Genomic DNA, 18,844 nt, shown 5'->3' with positions numbered 1-18,844 from the left:
GCAGTAAGCATGACGACGTTTCTCGTAGTCTTCTGAGCGACGACGGCCGACTCAGCGCAATGAGCACCAGCTCAGCGCACCGGCGCAGAGGACTCGCGGACCTTGAGGTCGAACCCGGCACGCTCGGCACGGCCTGGACCAGTGGCGCCCGAGATGCGATCCGCGAGCATCTCGACGGCACGACGGGCGATGGCCGCTTTGTCTGGAGCGATGGACGACAGCGAACGCATCGCGTACCGCCCGTCCTCGATGTCGTCGAAGCCGACGAACGCGATGTCGCGGGGCACATCGAGCCCACGCTCCCAGGCAGCACGCATGGCGCCGAGCGCGAGCAGGTCGTTGAAGCAGAACACACCGTCCGGCGGATCCTCCCGGTCGAGCATCGTCCGCATCGCAGCAGCACCGCTCTCCCGGGTGTATTCCACTCTGGCCATATACCGGAACGGGTCGAGACCAGCCTCGGTCATCGCGGCGACGAAGCCCGCCTCACGCTGAGCCGTCGTACCCGTGGCGCGGGACTGCCGGCCGATCGCAGCGATGCGCGTCCGCCCCGTCTCGATGAGGTGCTTCGTCGCTACGAACGCCGCCTCGACGCCGTCGACCGAGATCTGGTCGATGCCTGGGCCGTAGTCTTCCTCGCCCAGGAGCACGATCGGCTGCGTCGCCGCAGCCTCCTCGATGTCGGCAGCGGTAAGACTGAGCGCGTTGAGGAGCACTCCGTCGAACGTCGCAGATACCGAACCGCCCGACAGCACAGCACGCTCCCGCACCGGGTCGCCGTTCGTCTGATCAACGACGAGCGTGAGTGAGCGCTTGTCCAGCTCGGGGATCAACGATCTGGCGAGGTCGGAGAAGTACGGGATGTCGAGCTCTGGGACCACGAAGGCGATCAGGCCCGTCCGATTGGTGCGCAAGCCCCTGGCATGCGGATTGGGGCGGTAGCCGAGCTCGTCGATCACGGCCTGCACGCGTTTCCGTGTCTCGGCGCCGACACGTCCGGGCAGGTTGACCACGTCGGACACCGTGCGCTGGGACACACCGGCGACCTTCGCCACATCGCGAGCCGTCACGGCCATCGAACACCTCCTGGGATGCCTGGAGCACCCGGACGCCGAGCATCCGTCGTGCACTTCGGCAAGCGTATCGATCCCGGACCGCCCTCGAACGGCAATCGTTTGCCAAAACCTTGTGCTACGTAGCACAAACAACTACCGTAGCTCAGGTTCGCACCGGAACAAGCCATCGAAGGAGATGTGCAGCATGCACCAGAGAACACCGCAGAGCGCCCGGGAGGCCGGATGAGCGCCCTCAACGAACTCCGAACGCTGAAGGTCCCCAAGGGCCCGAACGGAACGAAACCCGTCCGCGACCGGTCGGAATTCCGAGACAACAAGGCGGCCATCGGTTTCCTCGCACCGTGGATCATCGGCTTCTTCGCCATCACCCTCGGCCCCGTGCTCGTCTCCCTCTACCTGTCGTTCACCGACTACAACCTGCTCCAGGAACCCAACTTCACGGGCCTCGAGAACGCGCAGCGGATGCTCGAGGATCCCCGACTCCACCAGTCGCTCGGCGTCACGCTCACCTACGTGGTCGTCTCGGTGCCGCTGCAGCTCATCATGGCGCTCGCCATCGCGGTCCTCCTCGACCGAGGCCTCCGCGGCCTCTCCTTCTACCGCTCGGTCCTCTACCTGCCGTCGCTCCTCGGCGGCAGTGTCGCGATCGCCGTGCTGTGGCGGCTCGTCTTCGGATCGAGCGGCCTCGTCAACGCACTGCTGGCGGTCTTCGGCATCGACGGCCCCGGCTGGATCTCCGAACCGGACACCGCCCTCTCGACGCTCATCATCCTGCATGTGTGGACGTTCGGCGCCCCGATGGTCATCTTCCTCGCCGGACTCCGGCAGATTCCCCGGCAGTACTACGAAGCCGCCTCGACCGACGGGGCGACGCGCTGGCGGCAGTTCCGCTCGATCACGCTCCCCCTGCTCAGCCCGATCATCTTCTTCAACCTCGTGCTCGGCATCATCGGCGCCTTCCAGTCCTTCACGCAGGCCTACGTGGTCTCCGGCGGTTCCGGCGGGCCGTCCGACTCGACGCTCTTCATCACCCTGTACCTGTACCAGAAGGGCTTCGGGAGCTTCCAGATGGGCTACGCCTCGGCGATCGCGTGGCTTCTGCTCATCATCATCGCCGCCGCCACCGCCATCAATTTCTGGGCCTCGAAGTATTGGGTTTTCTACGATGACTGATCAGCAGACCACGAGCGCCACGACGCCCGCCACGCCGACCGCCACCGCGGCTGCCGCGCCCGCCGAACAACTCGGCGACGCGCTCAGCCCGACAGAACGCGCAGCCCGGAACGATGCCGCCCGCGCGGCCCTCGTCCGCAGGCAGCGACTCAGCAGCATCGGCAAGCACGCAGCCCTCATCGTGCTCGGCCTGCTCATGCTCTATCCCGTGCTCTGGATGGTCGTGAGTTCACTCCGTCCGAACGGCTACATCTTCAACAACCCGGGGCTCATCCTCAACACCTTCGCGGCGGAGAACTACACCAACGGCTGGAACGCGCTCGCGCAACCGTTCGGCACGTACCTCGCGAATTCCGCGATCATCGTCGTCGGCTCGATCGTCGGCAACGTCCTCACCTGCTCGCTCGCCGCCTATGCATTCGCCCGCCTGCGCTTCCGATTCAAGCGGCTCGCGTTCGCGGCGATGCTCGTCACGATGATGCTGCCGATCCACGTGCTGATCATTCCCCAGTACGTGATCTTCTCGCAGCTGGACTGGATCAACACCTATCTGCCGCTCATCGTCCCGAAATTCCTCGCGACCGACGCGTTCTTCATCTTCCTAATGGTGCAGTTCATCCGCGGCATCCCGCGCGAACTCGACGAGGCCGCGCGGATCGACGGTGCCGGGCACGTACGGATCTTCGTGCAGATCATGCTCCCGCTCATGACGCCGGCACTCGCGACGACGGCGATCTTCACCTTCATCTGGACGTGGAACGACTTCTTCGGCCAGCTGATCTTCGTGACCGATCCGGACAAGTACACGGCGTCCGTCGCCCTGCGCTCGTTCATCGACACCCAGTCGCAATCCGACTACGGGGCGCTCTTCGCGATGAGTGTCGTCACGCTCCTGCCCGTGTTCCTCGCCTTCCTCCTCGGCCAGCGGTTCCTCCTCCGGGGCATCGCGACGACCGGCGGCAAGTAGACGAGCGGCTGCAAGTAGACGACCGGCGGCGCGTGTCGACGACCGGCGTGGTCCTCTGCACTGCCGTCCAGCACTCCATCCCACCCATTCCCTCCGATTCATTCCCTCCGAAGGAGCATCATGCAATTCAGAACCGGATCCCGTGCCCGCTCGCGCATCCTGGCAGTGGCCGCAGCGACCGCGATCAGCGCCCTCGCACTCAGTGGCTGCGCCGTGAAGTCGGGCGGCGACACGGCCGCCCTCAGTGACGAGGACGTCACGATCACCTTCAACTGGTGGGGAGCCACCGCTCGCGACGAGCGCACCCGTGCAGCCATTGACCTCTTCGAGAAGCAGTACCCGAACATCACGGTGAAGGGCCAGTCGACCGAGTGGGGCGGCTACTGGGACAAACTCGCGACCACGGTCGCCGGCGGCAAGGCGCCCGACGTCATGCAGTTCGACCAGCTCTACCTCGCCTCCTACGCGGAGCGCGGTGCACTCGCAGACCTCGGCGAGCTGAAGAAGTTCCTCGACACCTCCGCGCTCGGCGACGCCGTGCTCGACCAGGGCCGCGTCAAGGACAAGCTCTACGGGGTCCCGATCGGCGTCGGCACCGTCGGCGTGATCGTCAACCGCACCCTGCTCGACCAGTACGGCATCACGCTCCCCGACCCGACCACGTGGACGTGGGGCGACTTGAACGACGTCGCCCTCCAAGTCACGAAGGCCTCCGGCGGGGCCGCGCACGGCATCTCCCCCTTCGGCGGAGACATGCCGACCCTGACGCTGTGGGCCAGGCAGCACGGCAACGACGTGTACGACAAGGACGGCAACGTGATCCTCAAGGAGTCCGTCGTCGCGAGCTACTGGCAGTACGCGCTCGACCAGATCGAGAGCGAAGCGGCGCCGAGCGCATCACAGCTCGCCGAGGGCACGGGCGTCGCGATCGACCAGATGGACGTCGTGACGGGCAAGACCGCGATGACCTTCCAGCCGAGCGCCGTGCTCACCGCGTTCCAGGCGGCCGCCCCCGACGCGAAACTCGACCTCCTGCCGATCCCGGCCGCGAAGGACGCATCGAAGGGATACCAATACCTCAAGCCGTCGATGTACTGGTCGGTCTCGTCGAAGTCCCAGCACCCGGCCGAAGCGGCAGTGCTCGTCAACTTCCTCACGACTGACACGGGCGTCGCCAAACTCTTCAGCACCGAGCGCGGTATGCCGGCGAACCCCGACTTCCAGAAGGTCATCGAGCCGGACTTCACGCCGACGGACCGCATCGTGTCCGGGATCGTCGAGGCCGCCCGCGAGCAGTCCGGACCGGCACCAGCCATCACCCCGGTCGGCGGTGGTGACAGCGAGAAGATCCTCGGCCGATACAACCAGGACGTCCAGTTCGGGAAGACCACCCCGAAGGAGGCGGCGAAAGCGTTCGTCGCCGAACTCACCCAGGCAGTACAGGGAGCCAAGTAACACATGACGATCACCTTCCCCAGCGCACTCGCCAACGGCCGCGCGGACGACGCTCCGCAGCCACGGCCGGAGTACCCGCGACCGCAACTCGTGCGCGAGAGCTGGATCAACCTCAACGGCACGTGGGAGTTCGAGATCGACGCCGGTGACAGCGGCCTCGAACGCGGCCTCCTCGACCGACCGCTCACCGACCGCATCATCGTGCCCTTCGCCCCGGAATCCGCGGCTTCCGGCATCGAGCACACCGACTTCATGGAGGCCGTCTGGTACCGGACGAGCTTCACCGTTCCAGCGGACTGGGTGGGTAAGCGCGGGATCCTGCACTTCGGTGCGGTCGACCACGACACGACGGTGTGGATCGACGGCGTCGAGGGAGTTCGCCATCGCGGCGGCTTCACCCCGTTCCAGGTGCAGCTGGGCGACGTCGAGCCGGGTCGGGAGATCACCATCGTCGTCCGCGCCCGGGACTCGCGCCATGAAGCGAAGGCCGGCGGTAAGCAGGCCACCTGGTACGGCAACACAGACTGCTACTACACGCGGACGACGGGCATCTGGCAGACGGTGTGGGTGGAGGCGGTCGACCCGTTGCACCTCCGCCGCTTCCGGATCACCCCCGACGTCGACTCGACATCGTTCGGCTGCGAACTCGTCCCGAGCCGGAATGCACGAGGCGCCGCGGCGACCGTGCGGCTCTTCGCGGACGGCGAGCTCGTCGCGACCGGCGAGGCAGGACTCGGCACCGCACTCGCGGGCAGCACACGACTGCAGCTCGACGCCGCCGACGTCCGCCTCTGGAGTCCTGAGGACCCCTTCCTCTACACCCTCGAGATCGAGGTGCGTGACGGCGCCGGAACCGTGACCGACCGCGTCTCCAGCTACACCGGTCTCCGCGGCATCGCGATCGACGGGACCGCCGTCCTGATCAACGGCGAGCACGTCTTCCAGCGCCTCGTGCTCGACCAGGGGTACTGGCCGGAGTCGCTCATGACGGCACCCGACGACGCGGCGCTCGTCCGCGACATCGAACTCGGCCTCGAAGCCGGATTCAACGGAGCCCGGCTGCATCAGAAGGTGTTCGAGGAGCGCTACCTCTACCACGCGGACCGCCTCGGGTACCTCGTGTGGGGCGAGTTCGGCGACTGGGGCGTCTCCGGGGCCGGAACGGTCGGCCACAACCAGGGCCAGACCGCGTCGTTCATCACGCAGTGGCTCGAAGCCCTGGAACGCGATGTGAACCACCCGGCGATCATCGGCTGGTGCCCGCTCAACGAGACCCACCAGGCGTTGCACGACCGCATCACGGTGCTCGACGACGTGACGCGCGGCATGTTCCTGGCCACGAAGCTCGCCGACCCGAGCCGGCCCGTGATCGATGCCTCCGGGTACTCGCACCGTGTCCGTGAAGTGGACGTGTGGGACGTCCACTCCTATGAGCAGGATCCGGACGCGTTCGCCGAGGAGCAGGGCGGCCTCGTCGACGGGGAACCGTTCACCAACAGGGAGTACCAGCGGGACATCTCGATCCCCTACGGCGGCCAACCGTTCTTCGTCTCCGAGTTCGGCGGCATCTGGTGGAACGCTGAACTCGCCCAGCAGGACGACGGCAGCGATTCGTGGGGGTACGGCCAACGCGTTGGAGGCATCGAGGAGTTCCACGCCCGGTTCGCCGGTCTCGTCGCGGTCCTCCGGGACGACCGGAACATGTTCGGCTACTGCTACACGCAGCTCACCGACACGTTCCAGGAGCAGAACGGCCTGTTCGACTTCGACCGGAACCCGAAGTTCGAGCTGTCCCGGATCCGCGCGTTCCAGACCGCTCCGGCGGCCTACGAGGCGCGGACCCGCGACTGACGGGCACTTCCGGATCGTCTGACGGGGTCTGGACCTACCGTTTGGCGGGACGGATGTACATCCTCACCAGCAGGGCCACCGCCGCGAGCAAGATGAGGACGAACCACACGGGATGCATGTCCTTCGAGAGGCTCGCGGCGGGGTCCGGGCGGACGTTGAGGATCGCGAGCGGGATCGCGTACGCCACGGCGAGCGCACTCGTCCACCAGCGCAGGATCCGTGCGCGTGGATCGGTGAAGCTGCCGATCAGGACGACGAGGACCGGAACGAGGGCGATCATCGAGAATTGGCTGGCGACCATCACGAGCACGGCCCACGCCGCGATGAACAGGTAGAGCGGGGGTCGCGACGGACGAGTCCGCGCGACGGCATCGGTCGTTGCGGAGGACGTGTGCAGCTGATTCTGCGTCATGGTTCGTGCCTTTCCTGGCTGGAGTGGGTGGGATCGGTGGGATCGGTGGTTCAGTGGGTTCGGTGGGGTGGCGGGTTTGCTGCTGCGGTCGTGCTGCTCGTTCAGGGCAGCAGGACGACCTTGCCGGTGACGGTCCCGGACTCGGCCAGACGCATCGCCTCGGTCGCCTCCGCAATACGGAAGCGCGCGGCGATCTGGGGAACGAGATGGCCGCTGCCGAGGAGCGCGACGATTCGATCGAACGCTCTCCCCTTGGCCGCGCGGAAGCTCGCCGGGCGGCGACGGCCGGCCCAGAAGTTGTAGAAGTGCGCGCGCTTGCCGTTGGGTGCGAGGTTCCAGAGCAGCAGTCGCGCGAAGAGCCGGTACATCGGGAGCTGCGAGTTGCCCTCGTCCTTCATCGTGGACGCGCTCCCGTAGGACACGAGGATCCCGCCGGGACGGACGAGCGCCCACGATGACCGGAGCGCTTCGCCGCCGACGTGATCGAAGACGGCGTCGACTCCCCCCGGCACCAGCGCGCGGATGGTCTTGTACAGCTCGGGATCGCGCGAGTCGACGGGTTCGGCGCCCAGTTCGCGGACGTACTCGTGGTGGCGGGTCGAAGCGGTGCCGATCACGCGGATGCCGGCGTGCTTCGCGAGCTGCACGAGCGTCGACCCGACGCCTCCGTTGGCGCCGAGCACCACGATCGTTCCGCCGACGGGGACGCGAGCGATGTCGTGGAGCATCTGCCACGCGGTGATGCCGTTGACCGTGAGCGTCTCGACGTCGACGGGATCGATGCCGTTCGGCACGGCGAGCAGATCACCCGCGTCGACCTCGACCTGGCTCGACCACGCGCCCGTCTTCGTGACGGCCGCGAATCGACGGCCGACGAGCGCGGCGTCGACCCCGGCCCCTGTGGCTCGGACCATCCCGACCAGGTCGTAGCCCGGAACGAAGGGGAACGGCGGCTGGTCGTAGTACTTGCCGCGCCTCATTTGCTGTTCGGCGAAGGAGACGCCGGTCGCCTCCATCTCCAGCCGGACGTGGCCGGCGGCCGGTAGCTCGGTCGGCACGGTCCGCACGAGCAATCCGTCGGGTTCGACGCGTCCCGGCAGCACGATCTCGGTTCGTTCACTGGTGGCGTTCACTCCGGTGTTCACGAGGGTTCCTCTCATCTGCGCGACGATTCGATCGCCACGCGCTCTTGCCTTACGTTCGTTACCTTACAGGCGTAACCATACGCGTTGACCAAACACGTGTAAAGTGTCGGTATGGCGACTGACGAAACGATCGAACGCACACGCAATCCGCGAGGACAGGGCGCACGGCTCCGCGGCGAGATCATCGCTGCTGCGCGACAGTTGCTCGAGAACGGCTCAGCGGAATCGGTCACGCTGCGCTCGGTCGCGCGCACGGTCGGCATCACGGCACCGTCCATCTACACGCACTTCACGAGTCGCGACGAGATCATGCAGGCGATCGTCGAGGAGGCCTTCGAGGAGCTCCGCGAGATCCTCAGCGTGGGCGCGGACCTCGAACCGGCGGCGCAGCTCCGCGCAGTGAGCGACGCCTATCTGCGGTTCGCCCGGGAACGACCGCAGCGCTACCGCTTGATGTTCGGCGGGGTCTGGAATGCGGCCGATGCGCAGCGCAACGCAACCGTCCCGCCGGATCTGAGCGACCTCGGACAGGCGCCGATGCGCGTCATCATCGGCGTCATCCAGCGCTGCGTGGACGCGGGAGTCATCGACAGCGACTCCCCCGCCGATGACGCGGCTCTCCTCTGGATCTCGCTCCACGGCTACGCGGAGCTCAAGCGCACGTCACCGCTCTTCCCCTGGCCGGCGGACGTCGAGGATCAGGTGATCCGGCGGGCGGTGCGGCTGCGCGAACACGGGTAGACGGCGCTCGCACCAGAGCGCCCGTACCAGCGCGCCCGCATCGTCACTCCGCGATGAGGCCCTTCCGGACGAAGCTCTCGCCGGCGGCGGCGACCGCTTCAGCGGCCGGTCGAGGCCGCCAGCCGAGCACCCGTCGCGCCTTGTCGGCCGAGATCCGCTTGCGGTAGTCCAGGTCTGGCACGATGCCACGGAACTCTGGGTTGAACCGCGCCGCGATCCGGATGACGATACTCGGCATCGAACGGGTCGGCACCCGTTTCGCCGCCTCGCCGAGGTGGGCTCGCAAGATCGAGCCGATCTCCCGCATCGCCGTAACAGGGCCGCTCGCCAGCAGGAATCGCTCCCCTGCCGCCTCCGGCGAGGTCATCGCGAGGATGTGTGCGGCCGCGACATCGCGAACGTCGACGATCGGGATCCAGATGTTTGGGTATGCGGGCATCCCGCCGGAGAGGATGCGCTGGACGATGTGGTTGGAGCCGGAGATCTCGGAGCCCATGACCGGTCCCATCACGGCGACGGGCAGCATCGTGGTGAGCTCGGTCGATCCTCCCTCCGACTCAATGAACGCCCACGCCGCACGCTCGGCGAGTACTTTGCTGCGCCCGTACGCGTCCATGCCGGGGCCGTCGAGGGGGGACCAATCGGCCTCCGTGAAGACGTGGTCGGAATGCGGATGACCGAAGCCGACGGCATGGAACGCCGAGGTGAGCACGACGCGCTGCACACCGGCATCTCGCGCGGCGCGAAGCACGCGCACGGTGCCTTCCCGCGCCGGGTCGATGACGTCGGCCTCGTTCTCCACCGCGCCGATGTGCACAGGAGAGGCCACGTGCAGGACGAAGTCGCAGTCCGCGACCGCCGCCGCCCAGCCTTCGTCGTCCGTGAGGTCGGCCGCGACGAAGCTGAGCGCATCGCCGTGCACCATTTCGGCGTCGGCGAGCACGGCGCGCACCGCGTCCTCCCGGGAGAGGGACCGCACGGTCGTCCGGACGAGGTAGCCCTGATCGAGGAGCTGCAGGATGCAATGGCCGGCGATGAAGCCGGACCCGCCGGTGACGAGGACGCGCTGCTGGGTCATGTGTGGGTTCCTTCGTGGGCAGAGCTGCGAGCGGTTCGGTGAGCGGTGGCCGATCGACCTGCTTCCACCCTCCTCCTCTGCGCCGCGCTCAGCCAGTGCCCTCCCACTCCCAGGATCGTTGGGTCGGGCCGCGCTGCGCTCCCGCTACTCGTGCGGATCGGGACACCCCACCTGACCAACGGCACGAAGAAGATGAATACCCTAGCCGAATGCCGCTTCGCCGACGAAAGCCGACACGTCGAGCGGGTCGCGATGCACGTCGTACTCGCGGAGCAATTCGATGTAACGCCGCTTATCGAGTTGCCAGTCGAAAAGACTCGGCGCTCCGGAGTTCTGAGCGGCGGCGAAAACAAGATCAGCGAGCAGGCGCGTGGATCGTCCGCTCCCCTCAGTGAACGGATGGATACGGACGGTCTCCGCATGCACGGCGATACCGAGCACGTGCGGCGTCCAGTCATCTGTGTTGTGCCAGCGGGAGCGGATGTTCTCAAGCGAGCCGCGGAGTTCGACGGCGATCTGCTCCGGCACGACACCGATGTTGAGCTCTTGCGTCCGACATGTTCCCACCCAGTCCCAGATGTCCCCATACAAGAGCAGATGCACGCGCCTCATGAAATGATCCGTGAGGAGTTCATCGAGAACGATGTCTCCGTTGATCACAAGATCGAAGAGACGCTCCGCGACCTGATCCTGAACTCCTTGCTCAAGGTCGTAGACCGCAGCTCGGAGAACAGGCACGTCCAGAAGCTCACGCGCAGACATCAGCAGAGCATCCAATTCGTCGCCGGGGAACGGGGTCTCACCATAAGCCGGCGCGAAAGCCATCAGGACCGTTGGCTGCGCTCAGCGAGATATCGCTCAACACGTTCCGAACGCACGAAGCCGGTCGGAACCGCACGGCTCTCGAGCTTCGCAGACGCTTTGGTTGATCGCGTGACACTCCGCTTCACGGCTTCCCGGTCTGGGACTCGACGTTCCATGGGTCGCACCTCCGCTCGACCCTCTGCTCGTCGTCCAAGGGTATCGCGCAGCCCTGCGATCTTCCAGGACACTCTCTTGGCGACGACCATGACCGCACCCAGTCCTGCCTACCGCTCGCGCCGACCCGCGAAGAGTGCGTGCAGGAGCGGCAGGACCGAAGCGATCATCAGGACCGTTCCGAAGACGACATCGTTCGCACGGAGCACCGCACCCGCGATGAGCAGCGACCCGAACAGGATCGCGGACACCAGCCGCAGAGCCGTTCGCTCGAGACGGGCGACCCGACGCTCCAGGCGAGGACTCGTGACGGCGAGTGTGCCCTCCTCGAGCCGATCGATCACCGTGTCGAGACGCTTCGGCAACCGCACGGCGATGCCGGCGACGTCCATCGCCTGCTTCGCGAGGTCCTGAACGACGTTGCCGCGCTCGTCCTTCAACAGCTGCGACGCATACGGCTCGACCGAGTCCCACAGGTTGAACTGGGGATCCAGTGCACTGCAGACGCCGGAGGTGAGCGACATTGCACGGATGATGAGCAGGAAGTTCTCCGGCAATTGGAACGGCAACGACCGGACGACGTGCCCGAACTGGTCCGCGAACTCGCGGAATTCCCGCGGATCCACATCGCGCAACTCCGCGAAGCCCATGCCGCCGAAGCGGGCGAAGAGCTGCGTCATCGCCCGTTCGAGCTCGGTCGTCTCAGCCGAGGGCAGGAGCACGCCGACGTCTCGGATCGCATCCACGAGCCCCTTGCCGTCACGCGACGCAGCAGCGATGAGAAGCTTCCGCAGACCACTTCGGGTCGTCGCCGGTACCTCGCCCATCATGCCGAAGTCGATGAACGTCAGCTTCCACGGGCGTGCGCCCGGAGTCGCGCCATCGGCGGCGACGGGCGTCACGAAGATGTTGCCGGGGTGCGGATCGGCGTGGAAGAAGCCGTTCGTGAAGAGTTGGTCGAACATGACCGCTGCGAAGACCGGCGCGACTTCGGCCGGATCGATGCCTGCCGCCCGCAGACCATCGGCATCGGTGATCTTGATCGCGGTCACGTCTTCGAGGGTGAGGACACGGCGCGTCGTCCGCTCCCACACGATCGCGGGAACGGCCACACGATCATCACCGGCGAAGTCCGCAGCGAACCGTTCCGAACTCGTCGCTTCGTGCAGGTAGTCGATCTCCTCGAGGCTCGTGAGGGCGAACTCCTCGACGAGGGCCGGCATGTCGACGCGGTCGGAGACGAGTCGGACTCGGCTCAACCAGCCGCCCACCTTGCGGAGCGCCGCGAGGTCGACGTCGACGATCGCATCGATCCCCGGCCGTTGCACTTTGATGACCACGCCGTCCAGACCGGTGTCTGCGGCGTCGAGCGGTCCGAGGCGGGCACGATGCGCCTGGCCGAGGGATGCTGCGGCCACGGGCACCTCGTCGACCGACACGAACGCGCGGTCGAGCGGCACACCGAGCTCTGCTTCGGCGAGCGCCTTGATCGCCGCGAACGGGACGGGCGGCACCTCGTCCTGCAGTCCTTCGAGTTCCGAGGTGATCTCCGGCGGGAGGACGTCGAGGCGCGAGGACATGAACTGGCCGACCTTGATCATGAGGCCGCCGAGGTCCACCGCGAGCACGTGGAAGCGCTGAGCGAACCGCTTCATCCGCTTCGTGCGGGTGCGCTCGGCGATGCTCACGAGCCCGATGCGCGGCAGGAACAGCTCGTACCACCAGGTGACGGCGAGGTTCCAGCCGGCGAACCGCAGGATGCGGCGGTACCTGGCGCGCGTGTCTCCAGCGCCGGGGTTCGAGTCTCCTCGGCCCCGGCGGTCCGACGCCACTCTCGTCAGTCCTGCGCGAGGATCGAGTAGAGCCGCTTGCGTGCCTCGTCGAGGACCGTCACGGCCTGCTTGATCTGCTCGGGCGTGCCCGTGCGACCGACCTGAGCGGCGGCCTGCGCGAGTTCGACGCCGGCCTTGGGCAGGGCGCCGAAGTTGGCGCCCGGGCCGGTGCCCTCACCGGAACCTGCGGTGTCCCACGGGGTCGTGGCATCAGATCCGGCGACTTCCTCGCGACCCGCTTCGGTCAGCGCGTAGGTCTTGCGCCCATTGGACTCCTCGGCGTTGATGAGACCCTCATCGGCGAGGAGTTGGAGCGTCGGGTAGACGGAGCCGGCACTGGGCTTCCAGCTGCCGCCACTGCGTTCCTCGATCTCGCGGATGATCTGGTAGCCGTGCATCGGCTGTTCGGCGAGCAACGAGAGGACCGCGGTGCGGACATCGCCTCGTCCGACGCGGGTGCCGGCGCGCTTCTCGAACGTCGAGCGCAACTGCTCCATGACCTGCCACATGCCGTCGGTGTGCATGCCTGCACCGAATCCGCCTGCTGGGAATGAACCACCCATGATGACCTCCTCCAAGAACGTGAACGATACTCAACGATATATCGCTACACACCCGACCGACAGACATCCGCAACAGACGTTCAGCAACTCTCAGGAACGGATGTCTACAGCCAGACGGTCGCCAACCAGACGGCGACACCCGCGAGGACGAGCGCCACGATGTTCAGCCCGAGCGATTTCGCCTCGCCACGTGACAGGTGCAGGATGATCGCGCCGATCTGCACGAGCACCAGACCAACTGCGGCGGCGATCGCGAGCCACGGCAAGATCCCGGTGAGCGGCGGGAGGACGAGGCCGATCGCGCCGAGTACCTCGAGGACGCCGATGGCGCGGACGGCGGGCATCGGCATCGTGTCGACCCAGTTCATCATCGGCTGGAGCCGGGCCTGCGAGCGGAACACCTTCGACCCGCCGGAGAAGAGATAGAGCGCAGCCAGGAGTCCGGCGACGATCCAGTACGCGACGATCATGAGACGACCTTCCGACGGCGACGAATGACCAGTACCGACAGTATGGACGGCGGATCCGCCGCGAGAGTGAGCCGCGCCCCACCTCGCCTAGGCTGAACGGGATGTCATTCCTCCAGATCAACGGCTCGGACCTGTACTCGGAAGTGCAGGGCGACGGCGAGCCCGTCCTGTTCCTCCACGGCGGCTTCTGCTCGCTCGAACACCTGCGGGCGCAGTCCGACGCCCTCGCCGCCGACCACCGCGTCTTCGCCTTCGAACGGGCGGGGCACGGACGATCGGCCGATGTCGACGGGCCGTTCGACTATTCGCGCGGCGTCGCCGACACCATCGCCTACCTCGACGCGCAGGGTCTCGAATCCGCCCACGTGATCGGCTACAGCGACGGCGCCATCATCGGCCTCCTCCTGGCGCTCGAACACCCGGAGCGGGTGCGCTCCCTCATCTCGATCAGCGCGAACCTCGACCCGGCTGCGTTCACCTTCTCGGAGGGCGAGCACGGTCCGGTGCTCGACTCTCCCGCGACCCCGCAGCCACTGCCAGAACCTGAGGATGGCAACGCCGCCGCGGAGCCGAAACCGGACACCGAGCGAGAGCACTACGACCGGCTCTCACCGGACGGCGCCGAACACGCCGACGTCGTCCTCGGCAAACTCTTCACCCTCTGGACGAGCGAACCGCACATCGACCCGACCGAGCTCGGCCGCGTCACCGCACGGACGCTCGTCATGTCGGGTGACCGCGACACGATCCGCCCGGACCACAGCCTGCTCATCGCCGCGTCGATTCCCGCTGCACAACTCTGCATCGTGCCCGGCGCGACGCACGGCCTGCTCGCGGAACGACCGGGACTGATCAGCGCCGTGATCCGCGAGTTCCTGAACGACGTCGAAGGGTGACCGTCACTCCCGCGTCCGACGGAGCAACCACACGAAGTACGGCGCCCCGATGAGCGCGATCATGAGGCCGGCCGGCAGCTGAGCCGGTGCGATGAGCGTGCGCCCGAGTGTGTCCGCGGCGCTCACGAGGAGTGCGCCGAGCAGCATCGACACGGGGATGACCCGGCCGTGCCTGGCGCCGACGAGCGCGCGCGCGAGGTGCGGGGCGACGAGTCCGACGAAACCGACGGCCCCGACGGCGACGACGCTCACGGCAGCGAGGACGGCCGCGATCGCGAGCACCGTGAACCGCGTCCGTTCCAGCCGCACTCCGAGGATGCGGGGCGTGTCCTCGTCGATCGCGAGGAGGTCCAGTTGACGGCGCATCCCGAGCAGGAGCGGGACGGCGATGACGAGGACGACGGCGACCGGGAGGACGTCCGGGAGCGTCCGGCCGTAGGTCGTGCCGGACAGCCAGGTGAAGATGCGGGGCGTGTCCCACGGGTTGGAGCGCAGCAGGAGGAACGTCGTGACCGCGCTCAATGCGTACCCGCAGCCGATGCCGACGAGCACGAACCGCTCCGGCAGCATCCCGCCGCGTCGTGACAGCAGGGCGATCAGCGCGAACGTCGCGAGTCCCATCGCGACGGCCATGGCGATGAGCACGGGTCGGCCGCCGGCCATCCCGGAGGTCACGACGATGACCGCTCCGAGTCCGGCGCCGGCCGTGATGCCGAGCACGCCGGGCTCCGCGAGCGGGTTCCGCACGGTGCTCTGGACGACGCAGCCGGCCAGGCCGAGCGCGGCTCCGGCGAGGACGGCCGCGAGCACACGCGGCATCCGCTCGTCGAACGCGCTCCCGATGAGATCCGGCGCGAGGCCCTGCACCCACTGCGCGATGTCGCCGAGCCGCAGCCACAGGCTGCCCGCGAGCATGCCGATGATCGCGGCCGCGACGAGCAGGACGGCCGCGACGATGAAGACGACGACGAATCGACGCGACGAACGGAGACCGCCGCGCGCCTGGGGCGGCTGCCTGGTCGCACCCGAGTCACGCAAGCGCATGGCGAGGATGACGATCAGGACACCGCCGAGGAGCGCCGTCGGCACACCCGTCGGGATCGATGCCGCGCCCTCCGCACCGAGGATCTCGCGCAACGACGCATCGGCCAGGATGATGAGCAGCGCGCCGAGGAGCCCTGCGGCGGGCACGAAGAAGAGGTGCCGGTTGAGGACGCGGACGCGTTTCGCGATCAGCCTGGCCAGCACGGGAGCGCCGAGGCCGACGAACGCGAGCGGACCGGCGAGGGTCACCGAGACGCTCGTCAGGAGGACTGCCGAGAGCACGGCGATGATGCGCGTCGACCGGATCGGGACGCCGAGCGAGGCCGCGGTGTCGTCGCCGAGCCCGAGCACGTCGAGTCGCCGGGACAGGAGCAGCGCGACGGCGAGCACCACGATGATGAGCGGCACCGCACGCACGAAGGCGTCGAGGTTCAGCTGGGCGAGTGAGCCGCTCCCCCACGCGAACAGCCCCGTCGTGTTCTCCTTGAACAGGATGAGCAGCATCGCCGTCGCCGCATCGAGCGCCATCGCGATCGCCGAACCGGCCAGGATCAGCCGGGTCGTCGCCGTCCCGGCGGCGCGTCCGGCGAGCCCGAGCACGATCGCGGCCGCGAGCAGACCGCCGATGAATGCGACGCCGCCCGACGCCCACAACGGAACGGACAGGCCGAGGGCCGCCACGAGCGACAGGGCGAAGTACGAGCCGGCCGTGACCGCGAGGGTGTCCGGCGACGCGAGGATGTTCCGCGTCACCGATTGCAGCAGCGCGCCCGCCACGCCGAGCGCGAAGCCCACCGCGACACCGGCGAGGAGCCGCGGCAGGCGGGAACCGGTCAGCACATCACTGACCGGCACACCTCCCACCTGCTCCCGCTCGCCCGCGAACAGGCGCAGCAGATCCAGCATCCCGACCCCGGACGTCCCCTGGGTCAGATGCCACATCCCCACGAGCGCGATCGCGACCAGCAGCGTTGCGAGGACGGCGACCCCGCCCGTGCCGCCGCTGAAGCGGAGCGCCGGAGCCGGGTGGTCGTCGGGTGCTGACGGGTCGTCGGTCGACGCTCGTTCTGTGGCCGCGACGGGCTGCGTGATCAACCCTTCGTGATGATGTCGACGTAGGCGTCGATCGCCTGCTCGCAGGAGAGCGGTCCGCCCGCTCCCCAGACGCCGGCGGGGAACGCGTGCGCGCGACCCTCCTTGACGGCGGGGAGTGCCGTCCAGATCGAGCTCTTGTCGAGTTCGGTCACGTAGCTGTCCGGCGTCTTGTCGTCCGAGTAGAAGAGGTTGGCCTGACCGACGGCCGTGAGCCCCTCGATGTCGGTCTGCGCAAGACCGTATGCCGGGTCGACGCCTCCGCTGCCGTAGGCCTTGTCGATCTCGTCCGTCCACGCTGTCTTCATGCCGAGCTCTTCACCGAGCGCGGTGAAGAGCGCGCCCTGGCCGTACGGACGGATGGTGACGTTGCCGCCTTCGATCCACCCGTCGAAGAACAGGAAGTCCTTCGTCGGGAGGTCCGCGGAAGCGACCTGCTCCTTGGCATCGGCGAGGTGCTCGTCGAACTGCTTGAGGACCTGCTCCGCGCGTTCGGTGCGGCCCGTCGCCTCACCGACCATCGAGAAGACGTTCTTCATGTTCCCGATGGGGTCCGCGCCGTTCGCGCCGAGCGTCGCGAGCACGGGCACGCCGCGCTGCTCGAGCTGCGTGATGAGCTCGTCGTCCGCGCTGAACGCCTCCACGATGATGAGGTCGGGCTTGCTCGCGTAGAGCGTGTCGAGATCCGGTTCGCCGCGCGTGCCGATGTCGGTGACCCCCTCCGGGAGCTTCTCGGCGCTCACATAGGTGCTGTACCCCTTCGCGTCCGAGACGGCGACGGGGCTGACGCACAGGGTGAGCGCGTCCTCGATCTGCTGCCATTCGAGCACCGCGACTCGTTCGGCCGGCTTGTCGAGCTTCACTTCGCGGCCAACGCCGTCCGTCAGGGAGACGGGGCCTGTCGAGGTCGTCGTCGTGTCGGCTGCGCAGCTGTCCGATGCGGGGGAAGCGACATCGGATGCCGCCCCGACCGTCGTGGTGCCGCAGGCGCTCAGGGTGAGGGCGGCGACGACGCAGGCTGCTGCCGCTGCTGCGAGTCTGTGGGCGCGGATCATGGAAGGTCCTCTCTGGTGGGTGGTGCTGCAGGTGCGGCGGCATCGATGCGCGAGCGCGCACGGTGCCGGCCGACGGGATCGATGCGGAGGCGACGGGTACGAGGGTCGACGTCGACCTCGACGCGGACCTCGTAGACCTCGCCGATGTTCCTGGCGGTGAGGACGTCGATCGGATCGCCGGCAGCGTGGATGCGGCCGGCGGACAGGAGCACGAGCCGATCGGCGACGCGGGCCGCCTGATCGAGGTCGTGGAGGACGATGCCGACGGCGACGCCGTGGTCGTCGGCGAGGTCGCGCACGAGGTCGAGCGTCTCGATCTGGTAGCGCAGGTCGAGGTGGTTCGTGGGTTCGTCGAGCAGCACGACGCCGGTCTCCTGGGCGACGCACGCAGCGAGCCACACACGTTGCACTTCGCCGCCGGACAGCTCGCCGACGGCTCTGCCGGCCATGTCCTGCACACCTGTCGCGCTCATCGCCCGATCGATCGCACGACGGTCCTCCGCGGACAGGCCGGAGAAACCGCGTCGGTACGGATGGCGACCGAAGGCGACGACCTCGCTCACCGTGAGTCCGTGCGGCGCCGTGCGCGATTGGGAGAACAACGTCACTTCCCGAGCGAACTCGCGGGCGGTGAGTGACGAAACGGCGCGTTCTGCGCGGGCTCCGTCGCCGTGCTCGCCGATCGTGACCTGGCCGCCGTCGAGGCGATGCAGGCGGGCGAGCGACCGCAGCAGCGTGGACTTCCCGCTGCCGTTGGGGCCGACGAGCGCGGTCACCCGACCGGGTTCGAGCGTGACGGAGACGCCGTGGACGACCGCGGCCTTGCCGTAGCGCAGGACGAGGTCTGCACCGCTCAGCGAGGAGCCGGTCACGGTCGGCGACCGATGGCTGCGAGCACGGAGGATCGCACGGCGCAGCGATGGAGCGGAGTGGGCATGAGGGGACCTGAGTCGGGAGGCTGGGCGGGGTCGGCGCGGCATGCTCTCGGCGGGCGAGCCACACCGCCGGCGTCGAGC

Annotated in this window: 17 protein-coding genes; 6 read left to right on the top strand and 11 right to left on the bottom strand. The window is 67.7% G+C overall.

The annotated features are described in order from the left end of the window. Window positions 1-71: 71 nt before the first annotated feature. On the bottom strand, window positions 72-1,076 hold the full coding sequence (locus ACQ3HB_RS15425; RefSeq protein ID WP_430921110.1) for a LacI family DNA-binding transcriptional regulator: 1,005 nt from the start codon (window positions 1,074-1,076) through the stop codon (window positions 72-74). Between the two features lie 222 nt (window positions 1,077-1,298). Between ACQ3HB_RS15425 and ACQ3HB_RS15420 the strand changes: the two genes are divergently transcribed. From ACQ3HB_RS15420 to ACQ3HB_RS15405, 4 genes are all read left to right on the top strand, one after another. Beyond that, window positions 1,299-2,249: a carbohydrate ABC transporter permease gene (locus ACQ3HB_RS15420; RefSeq protein ID WP_430921108.1), complete on the top strand. Its 951-nt coding sequence runs from the start codon at window positions 1,299-1,301 to the stop codon at window positions 2,247-2,249. Further along, on the top strand, window positions 2,242-3,216 hold the full coding sequence (locus tag ACQ3HB_RS15415) for a carbohydrate ABC transporter permease (protein ID WP_430921107.1): 975 nt from the start codon (window positions 2,242-2,244) through the stop codon (window positions 3,214-3,216). Before ACQ3HB_RS15420 ends, ACQ3HB_RS15415 begins: the two co-directional genes overlap by 8 nt. 120 nt (window positions 3,217-3,336) lie before the next feature. Further along, window positions 3,337-4,671: an ABC transporter substrate-binding protein gene (locus ACQ3HB_RS15410; protein WP_430921106.1), complete on the top strand. Its 1,335-nt coding sequence runs from the start codon at window positions 3,337-3,339 to the stop codon at window positions 4,669-4,671. 3 nt (window positions 4,672-4,674) lie between these two features. Next, window positions 4,675-6,522, top strand: coding sequence for a glycoside hydrolase family 2 protein (locus ACQ3HB_RS15405; protein ID WP_430921105.1), 1,848 nt, complete (start codon window positions 4,675-4,677; stop codon window positions 6,520-6,522). 34 nt (window positions 6,523-6,556) lie between these two features. On the opposite strand, the gene ACQ3HB_RS15400 is transcribed toward ACQ3HB_RS15405, so the two are convergent. Together ACQ3HB_RS15400 and ACQ3HB_RS15395 are read right to left on the bottom strand one after the other, a co-directional pair. Next, a complete protein-coding gene (locus tag ACQ3HB_RS15400; RefSeq protein WP_430921103.1) occupies window positions 6,557-6,934 on the bottom strand; it encodes a hypothetical protein in 378 nt (125 codons plus the stop codon). 101 nt (window positions 6,935-7,035) lie between these two features. Further along, window positions 7,036-8,079 carry a medium chain dehydrogenase/reductase family protein gene (locus tag ACQ3HB_RS15395; protein ID WP_430921102.1) on the bottom strand — a complete coding sequence of 348 codons (1,044 nt, stop codon included), beginning with the start codon at window positions 8,077-8,079 and terminating at the stop codon, window positions 7,036-7,038. Between the two features lie 111 nt (window positions 8,080-8,190). On the opposite strand from ACQ3HB_RS15395, the gene ACQ3HB_RS15390 reads away from it, so the two are divergent. After that, window positions 8,191-8,820 carry a TetR/AcrR family transcriptional regulator gene (locus ACQ3HB_RS15390; RefSeq protein WP_430921101.1) on the top strand — a complete coding sequence of 210 codons (630 nt, stop codon included), beginning with the start codon at window positions 8,191-8,193 and terminating at the stop codon, window positions 8,818-8,820. A 43-nt stretch (window positions 8,821-8,863) separates the two neighbouring features. Here ACQ3HB_RS15390 and ACQ3HB_RS15385 read toward each other — a convergent pair whose 3' ends face one another. The 5 genes from ACQ3HB_RS15385 to ACQ3HB_RS15365 form a co-directional block, all read right to left on the bottom strand. Beyond that, complete coding sequence (locus tag ACQ3HB_RS15385) at window positions 8,864-9,898, bottom strand: SDR family oxidoreductase (protein ID WP_430921100.1); 1,035 nt, start codon at window positions 9,896-9,898, stop codon at window positions 8,864-8,866. A gap of 201 nt (window positions 9,899-10,099) precedes the next feature. After that, a complete protein-coding gene (locus ACQ3HB_RS15380; protein WP_430921099.1) occupies window positions 10,100-10,723 on the bottom strand; it encodes a Fic family protein in 624 nt (207 codons plus the stop codon). A 263-nt stretch (window positions 10,724-10,986) separates the two neighbouring features. Next, window positions 10,987-12,708, bottom strand: coding sequence for an ABC1 kinase family protein (locus ACQ3HB_RS15375; RefSeq protein ID WP_430921097.1), 1,722 nt, complete (start codon window positions 12,706-12,708; stop codon window positions 10,987-10,989). 5 nt (window positions 12,709-12,713) lie between these two features. Continuing rightward, a complete protein-coding gene (locus ACQ3HB_RS15370; protein WP_430921095.1) occupies window positions 12,714-13,271 on the bottom strand; it encodes a PadR family transcriptional regulator in 558 nt (185 codons plus the stop codon). Between the two features lie 104 nt (window positions 13,272-13,375). Further along, entirely contained in the window at window positions 13,376-13,741 is a 366-nt protein-coding gene (locus ACQ3HB_RS15365; protein ID WP_430921093.1) for a DoxX family protein, read from the bottom strand. Window positions 13,742-13,842: 101 nt separating this feature from the next. Between ACQ3HB_RS15365 and ACQ3HB_RS15360 the strand changes: the two genes are divergently transcribed. Further along, complete coding sequence (locus ACQ3HB_RS15360) at window positions 13,843-14,637, top strand: alpha/beta fold hydrolase (protein WP_430921091.1); 795 nt, start codon at window positions 13,843-13,845, stop codon at window positions 14,635-14,637. Window positions 14,638-14,640: 3 nt separating this feature from the next. Here ACQ3HB_RS15360 and ACQ3HB_RS15355 read toward each other — a convergent pair whose 3' ends face one another. Genes ACQ3HB_RS15355 through ACQ3HB_RS15345 form a run of 3 tightly spaced genes read right to left on the bottom strand, consistent with a single transcriptional unit; the run spans window position 14,641 to window position 18,700 of the window. Further along, complete coding sequence (locus tag ACQ3HB_RS15355; RefSeq protein ID WP_430921090.1) at window positions 14,641-16,776, bottom strand: iron ABC transporter permease; 2,136 nt, start codon at window positions 16,774-16,776, stop codon at window positions 14,641-14,643. Continuing rightward, window positions 16,773-17,828, bottom strand: coding sequence for an iron-siderophore ABC transporter substrate-binding protein (locus ACQ3HB_RS15350; protein ID WP_430921088.1), 1,056 nt, complete (start codon window positions 17,826-17,828; stop codon window positions 16,773-16,775). Before ACQ3HB_RS15350 ends, ACQ3HB_RS15355 begins: the two co-directional genes overlap by 4 nt. Further along, window positions 17,825-18,700, bottom strand: coding sequence for an ABC transporter ATP-binding protein (locus ACQ3HB_RS15345; protein WP_430921086.1), 876 nt, complete (start codon window positions 18,698-18,700; stop codon window positions 17,825-17,827). Before ACQ3HB_RS15345 ends, ACQ3HB_RS15350 begins: the two co-directional genes overlap by 4 nt. Between the last annotated feature and the right edge of the window lie 144 nt (window positions 18,701-18,844).

The sequence above is a fragment of the Plantibacter lichenum genome, assembly GCF_050587525.1.
In the GTDB taxonomy this organism is placed as follows: domain Bacteria; phylum Actinomycetota; class Actinomycetes; order Actinomycetales; family Microbacteriaceae; genus Plantibacter.
The sequence above is the reverse complement of the archived record's forward strand: the minus strand, read 5'-3'. Positions and strand labels throughout refer to the sequence as shown.